The organism is Vreelandella sp. GE22 (assembly GCF_968212445.1).
On sequence record NZ_OZ309110.1, the window covers coordinates 2,022,568 to 2,045,877 of the forward strand.

Annotated in this window: 22 protein-coding genes; 1 reads left to right on the top strand and 21 read right to left on the bottom strand. The window is 58.6% G+C overall.

Annotated features, from left to right (window positions below; translation table 11 throughout):
* Positions 1-3 precede the first annotated feature (3 nt).
* Complete coding sequence (locus ACWHRL_RS09685; RefSeq protein ID WP_447893492.1) at positions 4-783, top strand: UDP-2,3-diacylglucosamine diphosphatase; 780 nt, start codon at positions 4-6, stop codon at positions 781-783.
* 76 nt (positions 784-859) lie between these two features.
* Here ACWHRL_RS09685 and ACWHRL_RS09690 read toward each other — a convergent pair whose 3' ends face one another.
* The 21 genes from ACWHRL_RS09690 to ACWHRL_RS09790 form a co-directional block, all read right to left on the bottom strand.
* Positions 860-2,680, bottom strand: a complete 1,821-nt coding sequence (locus ACWHRL_RS09690) for a SurA N-terminal domain-containing protein (protein WP_447893493.1) — start codon at positions 2,678-2,680, stop codon at positions 860-862.
* 112 nt (positions 2,681-2,792) lie between these two features.
* Entirely contained in the window at positions 2,793-3,065 is a 273-nt protein-coding gene (locus ACWHRL_RS09695) for an HU family DNA-binding protein (RefSeq protein WP_447528952.1), read from the bottom strand.
* 186 nt (positions 3,066-3,251) lie between these two features.
* Complete coding sequence (gene lon / locus ACWHRL_RS09700) at positions 3,252-5,672, bottom strand: endopeptidase La (protein WP_447893494.1); 2,421 nt, start codon at positions 5,670-5,672, stop codon at positions 3,252-3,254.
* 225 nt (positions 5,673-5,897) lie between these two features.
* Positions 5,898-7,178, bottom strand: coding sequence for an ATP-dependent Clp protease ATP-binding subunit ClpX (gene clpX / locus ACWHRL_RS09705; protein ID WP_447528954.1), 1,281 nt, complete (start codon positions 7,176-7,178; stop codon positions 5,898-5,900).
* 75 nt (positions 7,179-7,253) lie between these two features.
* Positions 7,254-7,871 carry an ATP-dependent Clp endopeptidase proteolytic subunit ClpP gene (gene clpP / locus ACWHRL_RS09710; RefSeq protein ID WP_447893495.1) on the bottom strand — a complete coding sequence of 206 codons (618 nt, stop codon included), beginning with the start codon at positions 7,869-7,871 and terminating at the stop codon, positions 7,254-7,256.
* Between the two features lie 61 nt (positions 7,872-7,932).
* Positions 7,933-9,276 (bottom strand): trigger factor, encoded by a 1,344-nt coding sequence (gene tig / locus ACWHRL_RS09715; protein WP_447893496.1) that lies wholly within the window; start codon positions 9,274-9,276, stop codon positions 7,933-7,935.
* Positions 9,277-9,435: 159 nt separating this feature from the next.
* Complete coding sequence (locus ACWHRL_RS09720) at positions 9,436-9,804, bottom strand: hypothetical protein (RefSeq protein ID WP_447893497.1); 369 nt, start codon at positions 9,802-9,804, stop codon at positions 9,436-9,438.
* Positions 9,805-10,266: a flavodoxin domain-containing protein gene (locus ACWHRL_RS09725; protein ID WP_447528958.1), complete on the bottom strand. Its 462-nt coding sequence runs from the start codon at positions 10,264-10,266 to the stop codon at positions 9,805-9,807.
* A gap of 189 nt (positions 10,267-10,455) precedes the next feature.
* Positions 10,456-10,752 (bottom strand): integration host factor subunit alpha, encoded by a 297-nt coding sequence (ihfA, locus tag ACWHRL_RS09730; RefSeq protein WP_447528959.1) that lies wholly within the window; start codon positions 10,750-10,752, stop codon positions 10,456-10,458.
* A 57-nt stretch (positions 10,753-10,809) separates the two neighbouring features.
* On the bottom strand, positions 10,810-13,191 hold the full coding sequence (gene pheT, locus ACWHRL_RS09735; protein WP_447893498.1) for a phenylalanine--tRNA ligase subunit beta: 2,382 nt from the start codon (positions 13,189-13,191) through the stop codon (positions 10,810-10,812).
* A gap of 27 nt (positions 13,192-13,218) precedes the next feature.
* Positions 13,219-14,238, bottom strand: coding sequence for a phenylalanine--tRNA ligase subunit alpha (gene pheS, locus ACWHRL_RS09740; RefSeq protein WP_447893499.1), 1,020 nt, complete (start codon positions 14,236-14,238; stop codon positions 13,219-13,221).
* A gap of 183 nt (positions 14,239-14,421) precedes the next feature.
* Complete coding sequence (gene rplT, locus ACWHRL_RS09745) at positions 14,422-14,775, bottom strand: 50S ribosomal protein L20 (RefSeq protein ID WP_009097607.1); 354 nt, start codon at positions 14,773-14,775, stop codon at positions 14,422-14,424.
* Positions 14,776-14,812: 37 nt separating this feature from the next.
* Entirely contained in the window at positions 14,813-15,007 is a 195-nt protein-coding gene (gene rpmI / locus ACWHRL_RS09750; RefSeq protein WP_252109805.1) for a 50S ribosomal protein L35, read from the bottom strand.
* 81 nt (positions 15,008-15,088) lie between these two features.
* Positions 15,089-15,580 carry a translation initiation factor IF-3 gene (gene infC, locus ACWHRL_RS09755; protein ID WP_447528962.1) on the bottom strand — a complete coding sequence of 164 codons (492 nt, stop codon included), beginning with the start codon at positions 15,578-15,580 and terminating at the stop codon, positions 15,089-15,091.
* Positions 15,581-15,640: 60 nt separating this feature from the next.
* On the bottom strand, positions 15,641-17,563 hold the full coding sequence (gene thrS / locus ACWHRL_RS09760; protein ID WP_447893500.1) for a threonine--tRNA ligase: 1,923 nt from the start codon (positions 17,561-17,563) through the stop codon (positions 15,641-15,643).
* A 225-nt stretch (positions 17,564-17,788) separates the two neighbouring features.
* On the bottom strand, positions 17,789-18,241 hold the full coding sequence (locus ACWHRL_RS09765) for an NUDIX hydrolase (RefSeq protein WP_447528964.1): 453 nt from the start codon (positions 18,239-18,241) through the stop codon (positions 17,789-17,791).
* Positions 18,242-18,249: 8 nt separating this feature from the next.
* Complete coding sequence (nrdF, locus tag ACWHRL_RS09770) at positions 18,250-19,221, bottom strand: class 1b ribonucleoside-diphosphate reductase subunit beta (protein ID WP_447893501.1); 972 nt, start codon at positions 19,219-19,221, stop codon at positions 18,250-18,252.
* A gap of 24 nt (positions 19,222-19,245) precedes the next feature.
* On the bottom strand, positions 19,246-21,429 hold the full coding sequence (gene nrdE, locus ACWHRL_RS09775) for a class 1b ribonucleoside-diphosphate reductase subunit alpha (RefSeq protein ID WP_447893502.1): 2,184 nt from the start codon (positions 21,427-21,429) through the stop codon (positions 19,246-19,248).
* Complete coding sequence (gene nrdI, locus ACWHRL_RS09780) at positions 21,411-21,803, bottom strand: class Ib ribonucleoside-diphosphate reductase assembly flavoprotein NrdI (protein ID WP_447528967.1); 393 nt, start codon at positions 21,801-21,803, stop codon at positions 21,411-21,413. Before nrdI ends, nrdE begins: the two co-directional genes overlap by 19 nt.
* A 48-nt stretch (positions 21,804-21,851) precedes the next feature.
* Positions 21,852-22,073, bottom strand: coding sequence for a glutaredoxin-like protein NrdH (gene nrdH, locus ACWHRL_RS09785; protein ID WP_447528968.1), 222 nt, complete (start codon positions 22,071-22,073; stop codon positions 21,852-21,854).
* A gap of 404 nt (positions 22,074-22,477) precedes the next feature.
* Positions 22,478-23,089 carry a superoxide dismutase gene (locus tag ACWHRL_RS09790; protein WP_447893503.1) on the bottom strand — a complete coding sequence of 204 codons (612 nt, stop codon included), beginning with the start codon at positions 23,087-23,089 and terminating at the stop codon, positions 22,478-22,480.
* Positions 23,090-23,310 lie beyond the last annotated feature (221 nt).

Below are 23,310 nucleotides of genomic sequence, written 5' to 3' on the forward strand. Positions count from 1 at the left end.
CTTATGCGCACTCTGCTGGTAGCCGACACGCACTTAAGCGGCGATACCCCCGAAATCAATCAGGGGTTTTACCGCTACCTAGAACACACCGCCAGGGGCGCGCAGGCGCTCTATATACTGGGCGATCTGTTCGATGCCTGGATTGGCGACGATGTGCTGGATACGCCCCACCCAACCGCTGAGGTCGCTATTGACGTCATCAAGCGCCTGCGCGCGCTGAGCGATGCGGGTACCGACATCTATTTTCAGCACGGCAATCGCGACTTTCTGCTTGGCGAACGTTTTGTCAGCGCCTGCGGGGCCACGCTCTTGCCCGAGGTATTGGAGACCGAGCTACAGGGGTTACCGCTGGTGTTGCTGCATGGCGATAGCCTTTGCACCCAGGACGAGAGCTATATGGCGTTTCGCGCCCAGTCGCGAAACCCGGAGTGGCAGGCGCAAATTCTCGCCATGCCCCTGCAGGAGCGCCTGGCGCTTGCCAAAAAGCTGCGCCTCGAGTCGGGTAGTGCCAACGCCGGCAAGCATGAAGCCATCATGGATGTCACCCCGGCCGAGGTGACGGCACTAATGAGCCGTCACGGAGTATGCACCATGATTCATGGTCACACCCACCGCCCGATGGTTCACGAGCTTACCGTGGAAGAGGTACCCGCCAAGCGCTTCGTGCTGGGAGACTGGAGCACCGAGTACGGCTGGGACATCGTCATCGAACCCACCGAAGGCGCGCTCGCCGTTCCCGAACTTCGCCAGTTTCCGCTCGCATCACCCCCGCCTAGCGAGTGATCAAGATATAAAAAAAGGTATAAAAAAAGCCGACCCCAAGGGGTCGGCTTTTGCGTAACGCGCTTTTAATCGGCGCTTAGCGATCGATATCGGCGTCGTCTCTAAGCGAGGCGATCAGACCTTCGACGGCGGCCTGGGCGCGCAGCTGCTCGGAGATACGCGCGACGAAATCACTGGCCTCATCCCGCTCTTCGCTACCGGCGATGACGTCGTCGAGCGCCACGACGCTGACGTTCGAGGGCATCGAAACGCTAGCGTAGCGGCTTTCGCCCTCTGCCGGGCGCGGCATGCGGAATACGCCATCCACCAGCGTTGCCGGTAAGGCCGTGGGCCCCTGGCGGGAGACACCCTCTGCCTGCTGCCAGTCAATATCGACTTCTTCGCCGGCTTCGAGCGCAGCAATCAGCCGATCGGCCTCATCCTGAAGCGCCTGCTGGCGCTGAGAGGCGGCCACGAACCCTTCGATGTCGTCGCGCACCTCTTCGACCGGCAACAGCGTCGCCTCGCGGTGCTCCGCCACGCGCAGAACCATGCGGCGGTCGTCGTCAAGCTCAATGACTTGGCTGTTGTAGCCGTCTTGCAGCACATCGTCGGTGAACGCTTCGCTCATGACGCCGGGCTCGGAGAGCACGCCGGTGCCGCCGTCTCGGGTAATCCAGTCGGTCTGAAAGAGCGTAAGGCTCAGATCTTCTGCCACGCTTTGCAAATCATCCGCCGCAAAGCTTTCGTCGATCAGGCGCTGCACCTGGCGGTTGAAGTCGTCGCTGACCTCGTTGATCGCCGCAGTATGCATGAGGGTTTCGCGCTGCTCTTCGAAAGAGGGCCCCTCGATCTCGGTCACCTGTAGAACGTGGAAGGCGTCACTCATTTCGACCGGCTCGGAGGTTTCGCCTTCGGCCAGGCTGAACGCGGCGTCGTCGAAGGCTTCGCCCATGATACCGGAGGCGATGACGCCAAGGTCGCCGCCCTGTTCGGCGCTGGCGGTGTCATCGGAGTATTCCAGCGCCACGTCCTCGAAGGATTCGCCCGCCTCGATCGCCGCCAGCGCCTGCTCGGCGCGCGTTTGGGCTTCATCGCGGCTGCGCTCGTCGCCGTAGGTAATCATGATATGCGACACGCGACGGTCGCTGGACTGACTCTGCGCGCGATAGGCTTCGCGCAGCGCTTCGTCGTCCACCTCGACATCGTCGGCCATCTCCTGGCGGTCGATGAGTACGTACTCGACTTGCACCTGTTCCGGGCGCTCGAAACGCTCCGGGTTGGCGTCGTAGTACGCCTGGACATCGTCGTCGGTGACGGTGGGCGCAAAGTCGATATCACTTTGGTCGAGCATCACGTAGCGAAAGCTACGCTGCTGGTTTTGCAGCGCCAAAAGGCGTTCGCGCTCGTTGGGCAGCACGAAGTCACTCTGGGCGAGGCCCTGCTGGAGGTAGCGGCGCTTGAGATCGCCCTTCAGCTCTTCGCGAAACGCCACCGGCGTGTAGCCGGCCCGGCCAAGCTGGTTACGGAAAATATCCGCATTGAAACGGCCTTGCCCGTCTTGAAACTCCGGCAGGGTGATAATGATCTGATCCAACTGGTCGTCGGAGAGGTAAAAGCCACCCTCATCGGCATACTGACCCAGCAGTTTTTGCGTGATCAACTGGTCGATCACGTCGTTTCTAAGGGCACGCTCCTGCTCTGGCGGTACCTGACCCGAGCGTAGCGCACGCTGCACTTCAAGCTCTACCTGCTGGCGCATGATGGGCTCGCCGTTGACGCTTGCCACCTGGTTTGGGTCGCGGCCGAAGGCGCTGAATAGCGACTCCACGCCAAAAAGCGCCATGGCGGCCACCATGAGCCCAATAATGATTTTAGCGCCCCAGCTACGGGAGCCATTGCGAATACTTTGCAGCATGCTTGCCTCAGATCGTTACGGCCATTGATCGCGCCCAAAAAAGGGGCCTTAAAATAACATGGGCGCATCGCCGTAGCGATGCGCCCATTACGTTACAACAAACGCGAGCCAATTAGTTGACGGCGTCTTTCAACGCTTTACCCGCTTTGAAATTGGGTACTTTGGCAGCGCTGATCTGAATCGGCTGGCCCGTTTGCGGGTTACGGCCGGTGCGCGCAGCGCGCTCTTTAATGGCAAACGTACCAAAGCCTACCAGTGAAACGCTATCGCCTTTTTTGAGGCTATCGGTGACGGACTCGACCATGGCATCCAATGCGCGGGTTGCCGCTGCTTTCGGAATATCTGCAGACGCGGCAATAGCTTCAATCAGCTCGGACTTATTCACACTTCACCCCTTAAATGTTTCGTAAAAATGGCTCTGAACGGCGCGGTCACCGGCAGGTACAAGCTCAAAGCATAGCTGCGTTTTATAGCAATGCCCTGAAATACCTGTCAAGCAACCAACTATTGAGCGCCGGGCCAACGGGCCCGGACACCCCTTATCACTAAAAGCCTCTTCGGGCTTTGACGCTTAGTGTGTGCTGGCGACAGTACTGCCGTTAAACGACGGGTCGGCATTTTTGAGCGTTGCCGCCCCGCTGTCCGGCTCATCGGCTAGCGCCACTGCCAGCACATCATCTATCCACTGTACCGGGCGAATATCAAGTGCGCCCTTGATGTTATCCGGTACTTCCTTGAGATCGCGGCGGTTTTCCTCAGGAATCAGGACGGTCTTTATACCACCCCGGCGCGCCGCCAGCAATTTCTCCTTCAATCCACCAATGGGCATGACTTCCCCACGCAGATTGACCTCGCCGGTCATGGCGACATCGCAGCGCACCGGGCGATTGGTGTAGGCAGAGATCATCGCCGTCACCATGGCCACCCCGGCACTCGGACCGTCCTTCGGGGTCGCGCCTTCCGGTACGTGAATATGCAGGTCCTCGTTCTCGAACCGCTGCGGGTCGATATCGAACGACGCCGCCCGCGCCTTGACGACGGTATGGGCAGCGCTGACCGACTCTTTCATGACATCGCCAAGCGAACCCGTCTTGTTGACACGGCCTTTACCCGGCGTCACCACCGATTCGATGTTGAGAATCTCACCGCCGACCGAGGTCCAGGCAAGTCCGGTGACGCGCCCTACCTGGTCTTCCTTTTCGGCCAAACCGTAGCTGTAGCGGCGAACACCGGCGTAGGTTTCGATATGTTCGGCCTTGAGCGTTTGCGGCGGCTCCTTGGCGTCTTTTTTCTTGCTCACCTCGGCTTCGACCCGCTCGCGCAGCACCTTGCGGCACACCTTGGCGATCTGACGCTCGAGCTCGCGCACGCCCGCTTCGCGGGTGTAGTAGCGTACAAGCTCCAGAAGCGCTTCCTCTTCCAGCGCTAGCTCCTCCGGCTTCAAGCCGTTGGCTTTTAGCTGCTTGGGGAGCAAGTAGCGCTTGGCAATCGCCAGCTTCTCGTCTTCGGTGTAACCGGGTAGCCGAATGATCTCCATACGATCCAGCAGCGGACCGGGGATATTCATCGAGTTCGCCGTACAAATGAACAGCGTCTCGGAGAGATCGTAATCGAGCTCGAGGTAGTGGTCGCTGAAGCTGTTGTTCTGCTCCGGGTCGAGCACTTCCAGAAGCGCCGAGGAGGGATCCCCCCGGTGATCCATACCGAGTTTGTCGACTTCGTCGAGCAAAAACAGCGGGTTTTTCACTTCCGCGCGGGTCATGCGCTGCATCAGCTTACCCGGTAGCGAGCCGATATAGGTGCGCCGATGGCCACGAATCTCGGACTCGTCGCGCACGCCGCCAAGCGCCAGGCGCACGTACTTACGGTTGGTTGCCCGCGCGATGGACTGGCCAAGCGAGGTTTTACCCACCCCCGGTGGGCCTACCAGGCAAAGCACCGGTCCTTTCATCTTCTTGACGCGCTTTTGTACCGCCAGGTACTCGAGAATACGCGCCTTGACTTCTTCCAGGCCGTAATGGTCCTCGTCGAGCACCTCTTGCGCCTTGACCAGGTCGTGCTTGACCCGGGTGCGCTTTTTCCAGGGCACGGCGATCAGCCAGTCGAGGTAGGAGCGCACCACGGTGGCCTCGGCGGAGTTGGCCGCCATCATCTTGAGCTTGTTGAGCTCCTGAGTGGCTTTCTCAAAGGCCTCTTTGGGCATGCCCGAGTCCTTGATCGCCTGCTCGTACTTCTCGGTCTCGTTGGGCACATCATCAAGCTCACCCATCTCTTTCTGGATGGCTTTCATCTGCTCATTGAGGTAGTACTCGCGCTGGGTCTTCTCCATCTGCTCTTTGACCCGCGAGCGGATACGCTTTTCTACCTGAAGCAGGTCGATTTCGGACTCGATCAGCGCCATCAGATGCTCGATACGATCGCGCACGCGATCCATCTCGAGAAGCTCCTGCTTATCGCCGATCTTGAGCGACAAATGCGCGCAGATGGTATCCACAAGCCGGCTCGGGTCCTCGATGCCGGACAGCGAGTTCAAGACCTCGTTGGGCACCTTCTTGGAGAGCTTGACGTACTGCTCGAACTGATTCAGCAACACGCGAACCAGCGCCTCCTGCTCACGGCTGGTCAGCGGTTCGCTATCCCGCGCCACCAGGTGCGCCTGGGTGTAGCCGGCCTCGTTCTCTTCGATGCTCACGACATCGGCACGGAAGTTACCTTCGATCAATACCTTGACCGTGCCATCGGGAAGCTTCAAAAGCTGCATGATGTCGGCAACAGTACCCATGGCGTAAAGGTCGTCGTTATCCGGCTCGTCCTGAGAGGCTTCACGCTGAGCCACCAGCAGGACGCGCTTATCGGCTTCCATGGCCGCTTCGAGGGCATGGATGGATTTTTCCCGGCCCACAAACAGCGGAATCACCATTTGCGGGTAAACTACCACGTCGCGCAGCGGCAACATGGGTAAACACTGTGTCTGATCGGCGTTCTGCTGCATCGCAGACGTTCCTCAAAATCGGATAAGCGCTCGATAAAGCGTTACCACTTATAAGCGCTTAACAAGATGGAAGACGCGGCCTGGTAACGTCAGCCGCTGGATGGCAAGGACCCGGTCATCGGCCCACGGCGCGGCGCGGGCCAGCAGTGCCTGGACAACAACAAGGGGTCGCCTAGGCGACCCCTTGTATTGGCGCAAGCAGTACCTGGATCGAGCGCGGCCTTGTTAGCCGTCGGTCCCGTCAACGCGCGTCTCTTGCTGGTTGGAGTAGATCAATAGCGGCTGGCTTTCGCCTTCGATCACCGACTGATCGATCACCACCTTGCTGACATCCTCGAGCGAGGGAATCTCATACATGGTGTCCAGCAGTACCGATTCAAGAATCGAGCGAAGACCACGGGCACCGGTTTTACGCTCCATCGCCTTGGCGGCAACGGCGCGTAGTGCCTCCTCGCGGAATTCAAGCGTCACGTCTTCCATTTCGAAGAGTTTGGCGTACTGCTTGATCAGCGAGTTCTTGGGCTCGGTCAAAATCTGAATCAGCGCGTCTTCGGTAAGCTCAGTCAGCGTCGCGATTACCGGCAGGCGTCCTACGAACTCGGGGATTAGGCCAAATTTGACCAGATCTTCCGGCTCGACCTCGGAGAGAAGTTCACCCACGCCTTTAGCGCTTTCCTTGGTCTTCACGCTGGCGTTGAAGCCGATACCGCCCTTCTCGGAACGGTCGCGAATGACCTTTTCAAGCCCTGCGAAAGCACCACCCACGATGAAGAGCATGTTGGCCGTGTTGACCTGCACGAACTCCTGCTGGGGATGCTTACGCCCGCCCTGGGGCGGCACTGAGGCCGTGGTGCCTTCGATCAACTTCAAAAGCGCCTGCTGAACACCCTCGCCGGAAACATCGCGAGTGATCGACGGGTTGTCCGACTTACGCGAGATCTTGTCGATCTCGTCGATGTAGACGATACCGCGCTCGGCTTTCTCGACGTCGTAATCACACTTTTGCAGCAGCTTCTGGATGATGTTTTCGACATCTTCACCCACGTAGCCCGCTTCGGTGAGCGTGGTGGCGTCAGCGATAGTGAACGGTACGTTCAACAGCCGTGCCATGGTTTCGGCCAATAGCGTCTTACCGCTACCAGTCGGACCAATCAGCAGGATATTGGATTTACCCAGCTCCACATCGCTTTCACGTACTTCGGTCTTGAGACGCTTGTAGTGGTTGTACACCGCGACAGATAGCACCATCTTGGCGCGGTCTTGCCCGATAACGTAGTCATCGAGGGTGTAGCGTATTTCGCGAGGCGTAGGCAGACGCTCCTCATCGCTCTCGGCATCGGCTTCGAGAACTTCCTCGCGAATGATGTCGTTACACAGATCGACACACTCATCGCAAATATATACGGACGGGCCGGCAATCAGCTTACGTACTTCGTTTTGATTTTTGCCACAAAACGAGCAATAAAGCAGTTTGCCACCTTCGTCCTTGCCTTTGCCGTCGGCCATTGGCGTACCTCTATCACTGCGGCGGCTCTCGCCGCCGGAAAAGCTCGTTGGAAAAGCGGGTATCCGTTTACGCTATCAGGATGTAGGCCGCTTATCCAGCACTGCGTCAATCAGCCCGTACTCTTTGGCCTGATCGGCGCTCATGAAGTTGTCGCGGTCGGTATCGCGCGCCACTTTCTCTAAATCCTGCCCGGTGTGGTGAGCCAGAATCTGATTGAGTTTCTCGCGAATGCCCAGAATTTCACGCGTGTGGATTTCGATATCCGACGCCTGACCCTGGTAGCCACCCAGCGGCTGGTGAATCATGACCCGCGAATTGGGCAGACAAAACCGCTTCTCCGGCGCACCGGCCGTTAGAAGCAGCGCACCCATGCTGGCCGCTTGGCCCACGCACACGGTGGAAACGTCGGGCTTGATGAACTGCATGGTGTCATAGATCGACATGCCTGCGGTTACCGACCCACCGGGTGAGTTGATGTAAAGATGGATATCTTTATCGGGGTTTTCGGACTCCAGAAAGAGCATTTGCGCCACGATCAGGTTGGCCGAGTAATCTTCGACGGGCCCGACCAGAAAGATGACGCGCTCTTTTAGAAGACGCGAATAGATATCGTAGGATCTTTCCCCTTTGGCGCTTTGCTCAACCACCATGGGTACGAGACCACCGGCGTTTTGAATATCAAACTCACTCATTGGGTGATTCCTTGCGTCCGGTAAGGGAAAGGCGCGCGCAACACGCGCGCCCCGAAACGGTTTAAGCGCTGGCGTTTTCCTCTTCTTCGCCACCCTCGCCCTGCTGCTGTGCCGCGGCCAGCGCCTGCTGGTAGGTCATTTCAACGTCGGTGACGTTGGCCTGCTCCAGAAGCTTATCGACCGCTTTCTCTTCAAGGATAGCGGATTTGACCTGGGTCTTGAGCTCTTCGTTACCCATGTAGTACTCGACCACTTCGGACGGGTCCTGGTACTGCTCGGCAAGCTCTTCCACTTTAGCCTTGATGGCCGCATCGTCGGCGTCCAGCTCGTGCGCCTTGATGACTTCGGCCAACAGCAGACCCACCTGTACACGGCCCTTGGCCTGCTCTTCGAAGAGCTCATTGGGCAGCTGACTGACGTCGAAATCTTCGCCAAGACCGAACTGCTGCGCGGCCTGGCGCTTCATGCCGTCAGTTTCCTGCTGAACAAGCGCGCTCGGCACGGAGATGTCGTTGGCGTTTTTCAACGCGTCCAGCACCTGCTGCTTGACGCGGTTATCGACCGCCTGGGCGGCTTCACGGGTCATGTTCTTTTTGATTTCGGCGCGGAACTTGCTCTCGTCGCCGTCTTCGACGCCGAAGCGCTCGAAGAAAGCCGAATCGACCGGCGGCAGCTCCTGGGTGCTGACCTTGTGAACCTTGACCTTGAACGTGGCTTCTTTACCGGCCAGATGTTCGGCCTGGTAATCTTCCGGGAAGGTGACCGTTAGCGTCTTGTCGTCGTCGGCCTTGGCGCCGATCAACTGCTCTTCAAAACCCGGGATGAAGCTGTTGGAGCCAATTACCAGCGTGTGGTTTTCGGCGCTTCCGCCTTCGAACGGCTCATCGCCCAGGTAGCCTTGGAAGTCGATGGTGACCTGGTCGCCATCTTCGGCTGCCTTGTCGGCTTCCTGAAATTCGGCGTTTTGCTTGCGCAGGGTTTCGATCATTTCATCGACGTCGGCTTCGCTGACGTCAACGACCGGACGCTCAACCGCGGTGCCTTCGATCGATTTCAGCTCGACCTGGGGGTAAACTTCCATGACCGCGACGAATTCGAAGTCCTTGCCCGCTTCGTTGACCTTTGGCTCGATCTGCGGGTAGCCCGCCGGGTTCAGCCCTTCGTCGGTGATCGCGCGCACATAACGCTCGCGCATGACTTCGCCAACGATTTCGCTACGCACGCTGTCGCCGTAGCGCTGACGTACGACGTCCATGGGAACCCGGCCCTGGCGGAAACCGTTCAAGCGAACGTTTTTCGCGGTGTCTTTCAAGCGAGCGCTGACAGCCTCGTCGATGTCGGCCGCCGGCACCTGGATGGTAATGCGGCGTTCGATGGGGGAGGTCGTCTCGACAGAAACTTGCATGAATTGTCCTCTAGCGGCTGGGCATTATGTTGAGTGCGTATACATGTTCAAAGGGGCAATTCTAGAAACCCCGGCGCATAGTGGCAAGCACCATGCTCGCAAGATGGGGGCGCGCTGCGTAATTACAAGGGAGTTTCCGTTAAATTACCCGCGCCCTTCTCATTCGTATGTCGTTCGCCGCCATCCAAGGCTTATCGCGTAAAGCAAAAGCCCGCAGGTCGCGGCGTGGGAGATAAACTCTTGCCAACTGAGCCAGTCGGTCATCAGCGCGTGCCAAACACCCATCACGACCGCGCCGGCCACCAACATGATGCCAAGGCGTTTGAGCAGTGCCGGTAGCTGCGCCCGGGCCTTCGCACTCAGCAACCGCCAGTTGACCACCGCCGCCCCGGCAACCAGCGCCAGGGCGATAAGTAAAAGGGTCTGGCGCGTCTCGAAACCACCGGCCATATAGCGCGGAATGACCGAGAGCATGACGATACACAGACCGACCGCCACGCTCACCCGCTCTGGAGATCCGCGCTCCATTTAGGCGACCTTTAGCGCTTGGTCGTTGATCCACTCTTCCACCCAGGGTAGCGCAGCGTCGTCGGCCATGAAGGTTTCCATGGCGTCCACTTCGAGGCGCTCGCCCAACCGCGTGGCCCCCAGGTCTTCGAGCGTCGCGTCGAGCGCGCGCCCGGCGCCGCAAAAGGTGTCGCCATACGAGCTATCGCCCAAAGCGATGAGGCCATAGCGCAGCGAGGTGAGCGCCGGCGACTGATCTTTCAACGCCCGCACGAAAGGCACGAAGTTACCCGGATAGTCACCGCTGCCGGTCGTTGAAACACAGAAAAGCGCCAAGCTCTCCCCATTGGCGACATCCTCGACCGAGGGTTCTTCCTTGATGGCAACCGTGTAGCCCGCTGCTTCGAACAGCGGCTTGACCTGTTCGGCCACGTCGAGGGCGCCACCGTACATGGTGCCCACTAAAATATTGAGCTGAGGCATCATCGAACTCCCGACCAATACTTGATGAATTTGCTCAGATATTAACACGACTTGCGCGCTTTGCGCATGCGCTCTACCCCGCGCCTCGAACGCCCAGGGCGTAGCGGCGCACCGCGCATAAAAAAGCGCCCCTGGGAAGGGGCGCTTATACGCCTGACCGGCTTTAACCCCGTTAGGGTATTAGGCGCTTCAAGAGCTGGTGAAGTGCTCGACCTGCTGCTTGAGTTTCTGGCCCGGGCGGAACGTCACCACCCGGCGAGCGGATATCGGGATCTCCTCGCCGGTCTTGGGATTTCGCCCCGGGCGCTCGCGCTTGTCACGCAGGTCGAAATTGCCAAAGCCCGAGAGCTTTACCTGCTCGTTTTCACGCAGGCAGGCTCGAATCTCTTCGAAAAACGTCTCTACCATCGCTTTTGCTTCCCGCTTGGACAGCGCAAGCTCGGTATGTAGATGTTCCGCAAGCTCCGCTTTGGTCAACGCGCCCATAACGCTTCTCCTTGTCGCAAACCCATTGCCAACAATGTCGGTCGCGGCCGTTTTTACTTAGCCACGAAGCTGTGCATTCAGCATGGCCTTCGCCTGCGCCACGATCGAATCCACCCGCTGATTGATTTCATCATCATTCAGCGTGCGCGATGGATGCTGCCAGGTCAAGCCCAGGGCAATACTCTTCTGCCCCGGCCCCACGCCTTTACCCGTGTAGACGTCGAAAAGCTTGAGGTCTTCGAGGTAATCACCGGCCTCGCGGCTGACACAGTCCAGCAGAGCCTGCACCGGAGTTTGCTCGTCCAGGCTAAAGGCCAGGTCGCGGCGCACCTCAGGGAAACGTGACAATGGCGCGAACGCTGGGATCACGCCTTCACTCAGCGCGTCCAGGCGCACTTCAAAGAGCACCGCCTCGGCTTTCAGCCCGAGATTGGCGCGCACTTTGGGGTGGAGCGTACCGATCCAGCCGGCGGGCTGATCGTTATGGAAAAGCTGTGCGCTCTGCCCCGGGTGTAGCGCCGGGTGCTCGGCGGGCTCGAAGCGCCAGGCGCCTTCATTGCCGCCCATGGCCAGCAGACTCTCCAGATCGCCTTTCAAGTCGAAAAAGTCGATCGGCGTCCTGGCGCTGCTCCACCCTTCCCCTTCGCGCGGGCCGCTGGCCAACGCGCCAATCATCGGCGTTTGGGTCAACGAGTCCAGCTCGCCGTTAAACACAAGCCCGGTCTCGAAGAGCCTCACCCGGCTTTGCTGACGATTGAGGTTGTGCTCCAACGCGCGAATCAAGCCAGGAAAGAGACTGACCCGCATGGCGGAAAGATCCGCTGAGATGGGGTTGGCGAGCACCGGCGACACCGCCTCGGGAAAGATAGCGGCCTGAAGCTCGGGCGCGACAAAACTGTAAGTAATCGCCTCCTGGTAACCCCGGGCCACCAGCTGGTTACGAAGCCTCGCCTGAGTGATTTTGGCCTCGTTGGCCGGACGCAGCGCTAACCGCGCCGACGGGCGGCGCACCGGCAGGTTGTTATAGCCGTGGATCCTTGCGATCTCCTCGATCAGATCCTCTTCGATGGCGACATCGAAGCGCCAGCCAGGCACCGCTACCTGCCAGCCGCTGCTCGACCGCGTCGCCGCGAGTCCCAACCGGTCGAGGATGTCGGTGACGTCATCGTCGGGCAGTTCCTTGGAGAGCGCCTGAGCCAAGCGCGCGCGGCGAAGCTCAATGGTGCGGGGGGCAGGCAGATGCGCTTCGCTTTTCTCTTCGCACACGGGCCCGGCCTGGCCGCCGCAGATGTCGATCAACAGTTTGGTGGCGCGCTCGACCGCTTCGATGGTGAGCTGCGGGTCGACACCGCGCTCGAAACGGTGAGAGGCATCGGTATGAAGCCCGTAGGAGCGCGCTTGACCGGCCACCGCCAACTGGGTGAAGTAGGCGCCTTCCAGAAAAATGGTGCGCGTGTTGGCGCTCACGCCGGAGGACTCGCCGCCCATGACGCCGGCCATGGCCAGCGGCCCGGAGGCGTCGGCGATCACCAGCGTGTCCGGACGCAGCGCGATATCCTGCCCATCGAGCAAGGTGAGGCGCTCGCCTTCGGCGGCCAGGCGCACTTCGATCCCCTCTTTCAGATTCGTCTGGTCGAAGGCGTGAAGCGGCTGACCGAGTTCGAGCATCACGTAGTTGGTCACGTCGACAGCGGCGTCGATAGAGCGCACGCCGCTGCGGCGCAGCCGCTCGACCATCCAAAGCGGCGTCTCGACGGACAGGTCGACGCCTTCGATAACCCGAGACACGTAGCGCGGGCACTGCTCGCCAGCCTCTACGCGCACCGGGAAACGGGTCTCGATGCTTGGCGCGACCGGGGAGATCTCCGGCGCCTGAACCGGTAGCCGGTTGAGCACCCCGACCTCCCGAGCAAGCCCTTTAACGCTCAGGCAGTCGCCGCGATTCGGCGTCAAGTCTACTTCGATGGTGGCGTCGTCCAGACCCAGGTACTCACGAATACTAACCCCCACCGGGGCGCTGGCCGGTAGCACGAAGATACCATCGGAGGTCTCTTCCTCCAGGCCAAGTTCCGAGGCGGAGCAGATCATGCCGAAGGATTCGACGCCGCGCAGCTTGGCCTTTTTGATTTTGAAGTCACCGGGTAACAGCCCGCCGACTTGGGCAAACGGCACCCGCTGACCCACGTCGACATTGCGCGCACCACAGACTACTTGCACCGGCGCGCCGGTGCCATCAATGACCTGGCAAACGTTGAGCTTATCAGCGTCCGGATGGGGCGCCTTGGCCGTCACCTCGGCCACCACCACGCCTTCGAAAGCGGGCGCGACGGGTTCGACGGCATCGACTTCGAGCCCTGCCATGGTGATCTGGTCGGCAAGCGCCTGGGTCGCAAGCTGCGGTGATACCCACTCACGCAGCCACTGTTCTGAAAATTTCATGCTCGTTCCTGTAGTCTGGCGGCGTGGTTAGGCAAACTGGCGCAAAAAGCGCAGATCGTTTTCGAAGAACAGCCGCAGGTCGTTGACGCCATAGCGCAGCATCGCCAGGCGCTCGGCGCCCATGCCGAAGGCAAATCCGGTATAGCGCTCGGTGTCGATACCCGAATGGCGAAACACTTCCGGGTGCACCATGCCGCAGCCCATCACCTCGAGCCAGCCGCTTTGCGAGCACACCCTACAGCCGTTTCCGCTGCACATCACGCACTGGATGTCGACCTCGGCGGAGGGCTCGGTGAACGGGAAGTAGGAGGGACGAAAGCGCACGGAGAGATCATCGCGCTCGAAAAACGCCTGCAGAAAATCCTCGATGGTGCCCTTCAAGTCGGCAAAGCTTACGCCTTCGTCGACCAGCAGGCCTTCGACCTGATGAAACATCGGCGTGTGGGTCAAATCCGAGTCGCTGCGATACACCCGCCCCGGGCAGACGATACGAATGGGCGGCGCACTCTCTTTCATGGTGCGTACCTGTACCGGCGAGGTATGGGTACGTAAAAGCCTTGTGGCGTCGAAGTAAAAGGTATCCGCCATGCCGCGCGCTGGGTGGTGCGCCGGAATATTGAGCGCCTCGAAGTTGTGGTAGTCGTCTTCGATTTCCGGGCCCACGGCAACGTCATAGCCAATGCGGGTAAACAGCGCCTCGATACGCTCGAGCGTGCGCGTGACCGGATGCAAACCGCCGCTCTGTTGACCACGCCCGGGCAGCGTCACGTCGATTTTTTCCGCGGCCAGGCGCGCGTTCAGCGCTTCGCTTTCGAGCGCCTCGCGGCGGGTGTCGATCTCACCGGCCAGGGTTTGTTTGGCCTGGTTGATACGCTCGCCCGCGGCCGGACGCTCTTCGGCGGCGAGCTTACCCAGCCCTTTCAGCAGAGCGGTGACCTCGCCCTTCTTGCCCAGATAGCGAACTCGTAGCTCATCCAGCTCAGACACGCTCTGCGCGGCCTGAATGGCGTCGCGAGCCTCTGATACCAGCGTAGGCAGGTGATCCATCCGTTGTACTCCGAATTAAGCGGTTTTCATCCAATAAGGCGTCGCCAGAACGGGGCCTTACAAGCCATACATTGTCGATGACAAAATGTCGATGGCAAAAAAACAGGGGAAGAGCGGCTGCTCTTCCCCTGTATGGGTCACGCTGTGACCTCGTGATTTCAAACCATATACTGGCTTAAAACCTTATTGGGCAGCCTTGGCTTTTTCCACGATGGCAGCAAATGCCGCTTTTTCGTGAACCGCCAGATCGGCCAATACTTTACGGTCGATTTCGATACCGGCTTTCTTGAGGCCACCTACGAAGCGGCTGTAAGACATACCGTTGATGCGGGCACCGGCGTTGATACGCTGGATCCACAGGGCACGGAACTGACGCTTACGGTTACGGCGGTCGCGGTACGCGTACTGACCGGCCTTGATAACGGCCTGCTTGGCAACACGGAAAACACGCGAACGCGCTCCGTAATAACCTTTCGCTTGCTTCAGTACTTTCTTATGGCGACGACGGGCCACTACGCCACGCTTAACTCGGGTCATAACACACTCCTGACTTTAAAAAATTCTAAAAAACGACTTACAGATTCGGCAGCATACGCTGGATCAACGGCTTGTCAGCAGAGTGAATCTGCTTCATGCCGCGCAGCTGACGCTTACGCTTGGTCGATTTTTTGGTCAGAATGTGGCTACGAAAAGACTGCTTGTGCTTGAAGCCGTTAGCGGTCTTTTTAAAGCGCTTGGCAGCGCCGCTGTTGCTTTTGATTTTCGGCATGAGAAAAACTCCGCTCGATGTTTTTTAGAAAACCCAAGGCCGGTCGGCGCCAGGCGCCGACCCGTTAACAACGCCTATGGATCACTTCTTCTTGGGGGCAAGAATCATGATCATCTGGCGGCCTTCCATTTTCGGGAAAGACTCCACCGTTCCGATCTCTTCGAGGTCAGCTGCGACCCGCTCCATCAGCTTGCGACCGATGTCCTGGTGCGCCATTTCGCGACCCCGAAAACGCAAAGTGACCTTGCCTTTGTCACCACTTTCCAGAAAGCGCGTCAGGTTTTTAAGCTTGACCTGATAATCGCCTTCGTCGGTGCCGGGCCGGAATTTAACTTCCTTGACCTGGATTTGCTTTTGCTTTTTCTTCTGAACAGCTTTTTGCTTTTTCGTCTCGAAAACAAATTTGCCGTAATCCATAATCTTACAGACGATGGGGTCGGCATTCGAAATTTGCACGAGATCCAAACCGGCAGATTCCGCCCGCTCCAATGCTTCGGTGGTGGGCACAACGCCCAACTGCTCACCTTCGGCATCGATCAAACGGACTTCTTCTTCGGTAATTCGCTCGTTCATTGGGGGGCGTTTGTCTGCTGGACGCCCGCGCTGGTTGCTTCGCTTGATTGCTCTGTCTCCTTAGGCAATTGACGATGTCGCCAGGGCTGCTCGCTCGGTTGTCACACGCTCGATGAACTCATCGACCGTCATCGTTCCGAGGTTTTCGCCGCTGCGAGTACGCACGGCCACTGAGTCAGCTTCGACTTCCTTATCTCCAACCACTAGAAGATAGGGAATTTTCTGTAACGTGTGTTCACGGATTTTAAAGCCGATCTTCTCGTTCCTCAAGTCCGCCTTGACGCGAAGACCGATTTTTTGCAGGCGTTTTTCCAATTCGAGCGAATAATCACGCTGTGAATCGGTGATATTCATCACGACTACCTGCTCGGGTGCCAGCCATAATGGCATAGCCCCGGCATAATGTTCAATCAGGATGCCGATGAAGCGCTCCATGGAGCCCACGATGGCCCGGTGCAACATGACCGGCGGCTTGCGCTCGCCCTCTTCGGTCACGTACTGCGCGCCCAAGCGCTCGGGCATCATGAAGTCGACCTGCATGGTACCAACCTGCCACTCGCGGCCCAGGCAATCCTTCATGTGGTATTCGATCTTGGGGCCGTAGAAGGCGCCTTCGCCGGGGAGCTCCTGCCACTCGACGTCGCAGGCCTTCAAGGCGCCACGCAGCGCGTCTTCCGCGCGATCCCAGACCTCGTCGCTACCGATGCGCTTTTCCGGGCGCAGCGCGATCTTGATCGCGATATCCTCGAAACCGAAGTCCTGGTACACCTTCAGCGCCTGGCGGTGGAAGCTGGTCACCTCGGGCTCGACCTGGGCTTCGGTACAAAAGACGTGGCCGTCGTCCTGGGTAAAGGCGCGTACACGCATGATGCCATGCAGCGCACCGGAGGGCTCGTTCCGGTGACAGCCGCCGAACTCACCAAAGCGTACCGGAAGCTCGCGATAGCTTCTAAGCCCGGAGTTGAATACCTGCACGTGGCCCGGGCAGTTCATCGGCTTCAAGGCGTATTCGCGCTTCTCGGACTCGGTGAAGAACATGCCGTCGGCATAGTTGTCCCAATGCCCGGATTTTTTCCAGAGCGAGACGTCCATGATCTGGGGGCAGCGAATTTCCTGGTAGCCGCCTTCTTGATAAACCCGACGCATGTACTGCTCGACCTGCTGCCAAAGCGCCCAGCCGTTGGGGTGCCAGAACACCATGCCCGGCGCCTCTTCCTGCATATGGAAAAGGTCGAGGCGGCGCGCCAGCTTACGGTGGTCGCGCTTTTCCGCTTCTTCGAGCCGCTTGAGATACGCCTTGAGCTGCTTCTTGTCACCCCAGGCCGTGCCGTAGATACGCGTCAGCATGGCGTTGGAGGCGTCCGCGCGCCAGTAGGCGCCGGCCAGCTTGGTCAGCTTGAAGGCCTTTAGATGGCGCGTATTGGGCACGTGGGGCCCACGGCACATGTCCGTGTACTCTTCGTGATGGTAGAGCCTGATCTCGGCGCCTTCGGGAATATCGCGAATGATCTCCTGCTTGTAGGGCTCATCGCGGTGCAGGAAGGTGAGCATCGCCTTGTCGCGGTCCACGTACTCGCGCACCACGTCGTACTCCTGCTCGATCAGCGTCTGCATACGCTTTTCGATCGTTTCGAGATCTTCCGAGGAGACGGAGTGGCCAAAATCGATATCGTAATAGAAGCCGTTTTCGATTACCGGGCCAATCGCCATCTTGGCCTCGGGGTAGAGCTGCTTGACCGCATGCCCAATCAAATGCGCGGCGGAGTGGCGAATGATTTCGAGCCCCTCCTGATCCTTGGCGGTGATGATCGCCACCTCGGCATCGCGTTCGATCATATCGGCCGCGTCGACCAGTACACCGTCGATCTTTCCCGCGACGCACGCCTTGGCCAAACCAGGGCCTATCGACGCGGCGAGCTGCATAATGGAAAGCGGTTCATCAAAGGGTCGTTGGCTGCCGTCAGGCAGTGTCACAATGGGCATTCAAGTGTTCCTTGAGCGCAGTGGTGATCCATACCAGGGATCACGTTTCGCTATCAATGGCTTTGGGGGTGAAATCCTGCGCGCAGGCAAGGCCCCGGCCGTCTGGCCGAGCAGTCGCGTAGCCTAGCAGATTTTTCGATAGCGCAATACAAAACGGGAGCCAGGCTCCCGTTTTGTATACCGAATTAAGCACTTCGACGTCGAAAGCCACCCTGCCGGGCACCTTCATCCACTCAAACGCGCGTCCGCCCACGGAACGACGCAGTCGCGGGTGAGCGGCGCCAGCAAAAGTGTTTTCGCCTGCGCGGGGCTTACCCAGCGCGCTTCGGCGATTTCCGCCGCCGCCTCGACGTGGCCCTCGACGGCCAGGCTGTAAAGCTCGGCGTCGATCAACGTCTGTGCCTCATTGGCCGCGACCGCCCGAACGCGCTTGAAATGCGTAAGCCGTGACGGCTCGACGCAGAGCCCAAGCTCTTCCTGGAGCTCGCGGCAAAGCGCCACATCGCACGCCTCGTTCGGCTCGACCTTGCCACCGGGCTGCATGAAATAGCGGCTGCCCTGCTTACGCACCAACAACAGCCTGCCCGCTTCATCGATCATCATGGCGGCGGCGATGCGCAGCACCTGGCACGCCTCGCCCACCGGCTCTGCTTCGCCCTCAACGGCCGACTCCCTCATGACGGTCCTTAAAACGCCCAGTCGTCGTCTTCGGTGGCAACGGCCTTGCCGATCACATACGAAGAACCCGACCCGGAGAAGAAGTCGTGGTTCTCATCGGCGTTGGGCGAAAGTGCCGCCATGATGGTCGGGTCGACGTCGGTCACGCTGCTCGGGAAGAGCGGCTCGTAGCCCAGGTTCATCAGCGCCTTGTTGGCGTTGTAGTGAAGGAATTTCTTCACGTCTTCCGAGAGACCGACCGCGTCGTAAAGCGATTCGGTATAGCGCACTTCATTATCGTAAAGCTCCAAAAGAAGCTCATAGGCGTAGTCTTTCACCGCCTGCTGGCGCTCCGGGCTCGCCTCGGCGAGCGCCTGCTGGAACTTGTAGCCGATGTAGTAGCCGTGCACCGCTTCGTCACGGATGATCAGACGGATCAGATCCGCAGTGTTGGTCAGTTTGGCGTGGCTGGACCAGTACATGGGCAGATAAAAGCCCGAGTAGAACAAAAACGACTCGAGGAAGACGCTGGCCACCTTGCGCATCAAAGGGTCGTCCGAGCGGTAGCGCTCGAGAATCAGCTCGGATTTTGCCTGCAGCGTCGCGTTCTCTTCACTCCAACGAAAGGCGTCGTCGACATCACGCGTCGTACAAAGCGTCGAGAAGATCGAGCTGTAGGAGCGCGCGTGTACCGACTCCATGAAGGCGATATTGGTATAGACCGCCTCTTCGTGGGGCGTGCGCGCATCTTCCATCAATACCGGCGCGCCGATACTGCTCTGAATGGTATCCAGTAGCGTAAGGCCGGTGAATACGCGGATGGTCAGCTGTTTTTCCTGCTGGGTCAGCGTATTCCAGGACTGAATGTCATTGGACAGCGGCACCTTCTCCGGCAGCCAGAAGTTGCTGGTTAGGCGGTTCCAGACCTCCAGGTCCTTGTCGTCTTGCAGGCGGTTCCAGTTAACGGCATCGACCCGTGATAAGCGTTGCATGGTGGTCATCAAATGATCTCTTTCGTTACGTGGTTACAGCGTGCAGGAAACGCAGCCTTCGACTTCGGTACCTTCCAGCGCACTTTGGCGCAGGCGGATGTAGTAAAGCGTCTTGATGCCTTTACGCCAGGCGTGAATCTGCGCCTTATTGATATCCCGGGTCGTTGCGGTATCCGGGAAGAAGAGCGTCAGCGAAAGCCCCTGATCCACGTGCTTGGACGCCTCGGCGTAGGTATCGATGATCTTCTCGGGGCCGATTTCGTAGGCGTCCTGGAAGTAGTCGAAATTCGCTTCGTTCAAAAACGGCGCCGGGTAGTACACGCGGCCAAGCTTGCCCTCTTTACGGATCTCGATCTTCGCTGCCACCGGATGAATACTGGAGGTGGAGTGATTGATATAGGAGATCGAGCCGGTAGGCGGTACGGCCTGCAGGTTACGGTTATAAAGCCCGTGTGCCATGACCGAGGCCTTGAGCTCCTCCCAGTCGCTCTGGGTGGGCAGCGCGATGCCGCTGCGCTCGAAAAGTCCACGCACTTTCTCGGTTTTCGGCAGCCACGCTTCATCGACGTACTTGTCGAAGAACGTGCCCGAGGCGTAGGTCGAGTCCTTGAAACCGGCAAAGGTATCGCCGTGCTCGATCGCCAACTGGTTCGAGGCGCGAATGGCGTAAAACGCGACGCAGTAGAAGTACAGGTTGGTAAAGTCCAACCCCTCTTCAGAGCCGTAGTAGATGTGCTCGCGGGCCAAAAAGCCGTGCAGGTTCATCTGACCGAGGCCGATGGCGCGAGACTGGGCGTTGCCTTCGGCGATCGAAGGAACGCTTTTGAGGTTGCTCATCTCGGAAACCGCGGTCAAACCGCGAATCGCGATATCCACGCTGGTACCGATATCGCCGGAATCCATCACCTTGGCGATGTTCATCGAGCCCAGGTTGCAGGAGATATCCTGGCCGATTTTGCTGTAGTTCAGATCCTCGTCGTACTCGGTCGGTGTGTTGACCTGAAGAATCTCCGAGCAGAGGTTACTCATGTTGATACGCCCGGCGATCGGGTTGGCGCGATTCACCGTATCTTCGAACATGATGTAGGGGTAGCCGGACTCGAACTGCAACTCGGCCAGCACCTGGAAAAACGCCCGGGCGTTGATCTTTTGCTTGCGAATACGCACGTCGGCGACCATGTCATGGTAGTTCTCGGTCACGCTGACATCGCCAAACGGCTTACCGTAGACCCGCTCCACGTCGTAGGGCGAGAACAGATACATGTCGTCGTTGCGCTTGGCGAGCTCGAACGTAATATCCGGGATCGTCACGCCAAGGGAGAGCGTTTTGATGCGGATTTTTTCATCCGCGTTTTCGCGCTTGGTATCCAGAAAACGCAGGATATCCGGGTGGTGGGCGTTGAGATACACCGCACCGGCCCCCTGGCGCGCCCCTAGCTGGTTGGCGTAGGAGAAAGCGTCTTCCAAAAGCTTCATGATCGGGATGATGCCCGAAGACTGGTTCTCGATGCGCTTGATCGGCGCGCCGGCTTCGCGAATGTTGCTCAGCAAAAACGCTACGCCGCCGCCGCGCTTGGAGAGCTGCAGCGCCGAGTTGATCGAGCGGCCGATCGACTCCATGTTGTCTTCGATACGCAGCAAAAAGCACGACACCAGCTCACCGCGCTGCTGCTTACCGCAGTTCAAAAAGGTCGGCGTGGCCGGCTGAAAACGGCCGCTGATGATCTCGTCCACCAGCGACTTGGCAAGCGCCTCTTCGCCGCGCGCAAGCGTGAGCGCCACCATGCATACGCGGTCTTCGTAGCGTTCCAGGTAGCGCTTGCCATCGAAGGTTTTCAGCGTGTAGCTGGTGTAGTACTTGAATGCGCCCAAAAAGCTCGGAAAACGAAACTTGTAAGCGTAGGCCTGCTCGAAAAGCGCCTTGACGAAAGCGGGCGCGTACTGATCGAGTACGCTGGCTTCGTAGTACTGTTCTTCGACCAGATAGTCGAGCTTCTCTTCCAACGAATGGAAGAACACCGTGTTCTGGTTGACGTGCTGCAGAAAGTACTGGCGCGCCGCTTCGCGGTCCTTGTCGAGCTGAAGCTCGCCGTTGGCCCCGTAAAGGTTCAGCATGGCGTTCAACGCATGATAATCCAGCGTGCGCGCCTGCGCCGTCTCTGCGGCAGGTTTCTTCGTTTCAGACACGTTGGTAGTGGCTACGTTTGTCGTTTCCAAAACTCTTCTACTCCTTTGCGAACCCTGGCGACGTCATCGTCAGTGCCAAAAAGCTCAAATCGATAAAGCAGCGGCACCTGGCACTTGTGCGCGATGATGCGCCCCGCCAGCCCGTACGCCTCGCCAAAATTGGTATTGCCAGCAGCAATGACGCCTCGTATGAGGCGCCGGTTATGCTCATCGTTCAAAAAGCGGATCACCGGCCCCGGTACCGCCCCTTCGCTCTCGCCACCGCCATAGGTGGGCGTGATGAGCACATAGGGGGTTTCGATATGTAGCGCCGGGTCGTTGCGGTTGATCGGCAGCCGGTGCGCCGAAAGCCCCAGCTTTTCAATGAAACGATGGGTGTTGCCTGATTTGGTGGAAAAGTACACCAGCGTACCAGGCAACGGGGTGTGAGGCTTTGTTGACACGGCCGCAGATTAAGCGAGTGCCTGAATACGGTCCGGGCGGAAACCCGACCAGTGATCGTCGCCCGCTACAACGACGGGCAACTGACGATAGCCCAGCGCTTCGACTTCTTTTTGCGCGCCGTCTTCAGCGGTGATATCGATCACGGTGTACTCGATTCCCTGCTTGTCCATCGCGCGGTAGGTGGCGGTGCACTGAACGCAGGCAGGCTTGCTATAAATCTGGATCGCCATGGCTATTTTCCCTTTTCATAGCGGCATTTTTGGGGTAGGCACATGTAGTACCCGCCCCTTTCGAAAGACACTACGAATACTATATATAGATCACAGCAAAATCAATTCAAGCATATCTAGTATTTTTTAATCCACAGGTTATTGACAAACTATGCCCAGCATAGCGATGCGGCCCCCGCGCGGGGTGGCGTTAAAAAAGCGAATTGTTAGCGCCGGATCGGCCGAATAAAATACGTTTTATCGGCTAAAAAATGCCCCCTTTCGCGCTTTGCCTCGAAACGCGGTCCGACTGATCGAGCGCTGGCCGTTCGACCAAAAAATGTCTTGTCCACAGCAAAAAAAGCCCGGCTATAAGCCGGGCTTTTTTACGTGACGCGTTATGCGTGCACTAAGACGAACGCTTTTTAGGCAATAGCGGCCTGGTAGCGGCGCTCGACTTCTTCCCAATTGACGACGTCGAAGAAGGCAGCGATGTAGTCAGGGCGCTTGTTCTGATACTTCAGGTAGTAAGCGTGCTCCCAAACATCGATACCCAGCAGCGGCGTGTTACCGTCCATCAGCGGGCTGTTCTGGTTGAGGGTGTTCTCGACTACCAGCTTTTTCTGCGGCGTCACACTGAGCCATGCCCAGCCGCTACCGAAACGGCCAACGGCGGCTTTCTTGAACTCTTCTTTAAAGGTGTCGAAACCACCCAGCTCGCTTTCGATCGCCTGGGCAACGCTGCCCTGGGGCTGACCGCCGCCATTGGGCGACATCATTTGCCAAAACATGGAGTGGTTGACGTGACCGCCACCGTTGTTGATCACGGCCTGGCGCTTGGCTTCCGGAACACGGTCCAGGTTGGCAACCAGCTCTTCGATCGCGATGTCTTCAAGGCCAGTGCCTTCAAGTGCGCTATTTAGATTGGTCACGTAGGTGTTGTGGTGACGCGAATGGTGAATTTCCATTGTCATCGCATCGATGTGCGGCTCGAGCGCGTCGTAGGCATACGGTAGTTCAGGTAGTGTATGTGCCATGTCATCATCTCCTTGAGTGACTTTCGATCTTCACATCAGTAGGTGCGGTCACGCCCTACTCTTTTCAACCATTCAAGCGGATTCTTTACTCAAAATGCAAACGCCGTCCGCTGGTGCGTGCCCCTAGCACTTTAGCTAACAAACAGGGCTTTATCTAATAGTGACGCAATAAAAAGCCGGCTGCAAAGCAGCCGGCTAAAATGGGCGGCAAGATGGCAGGC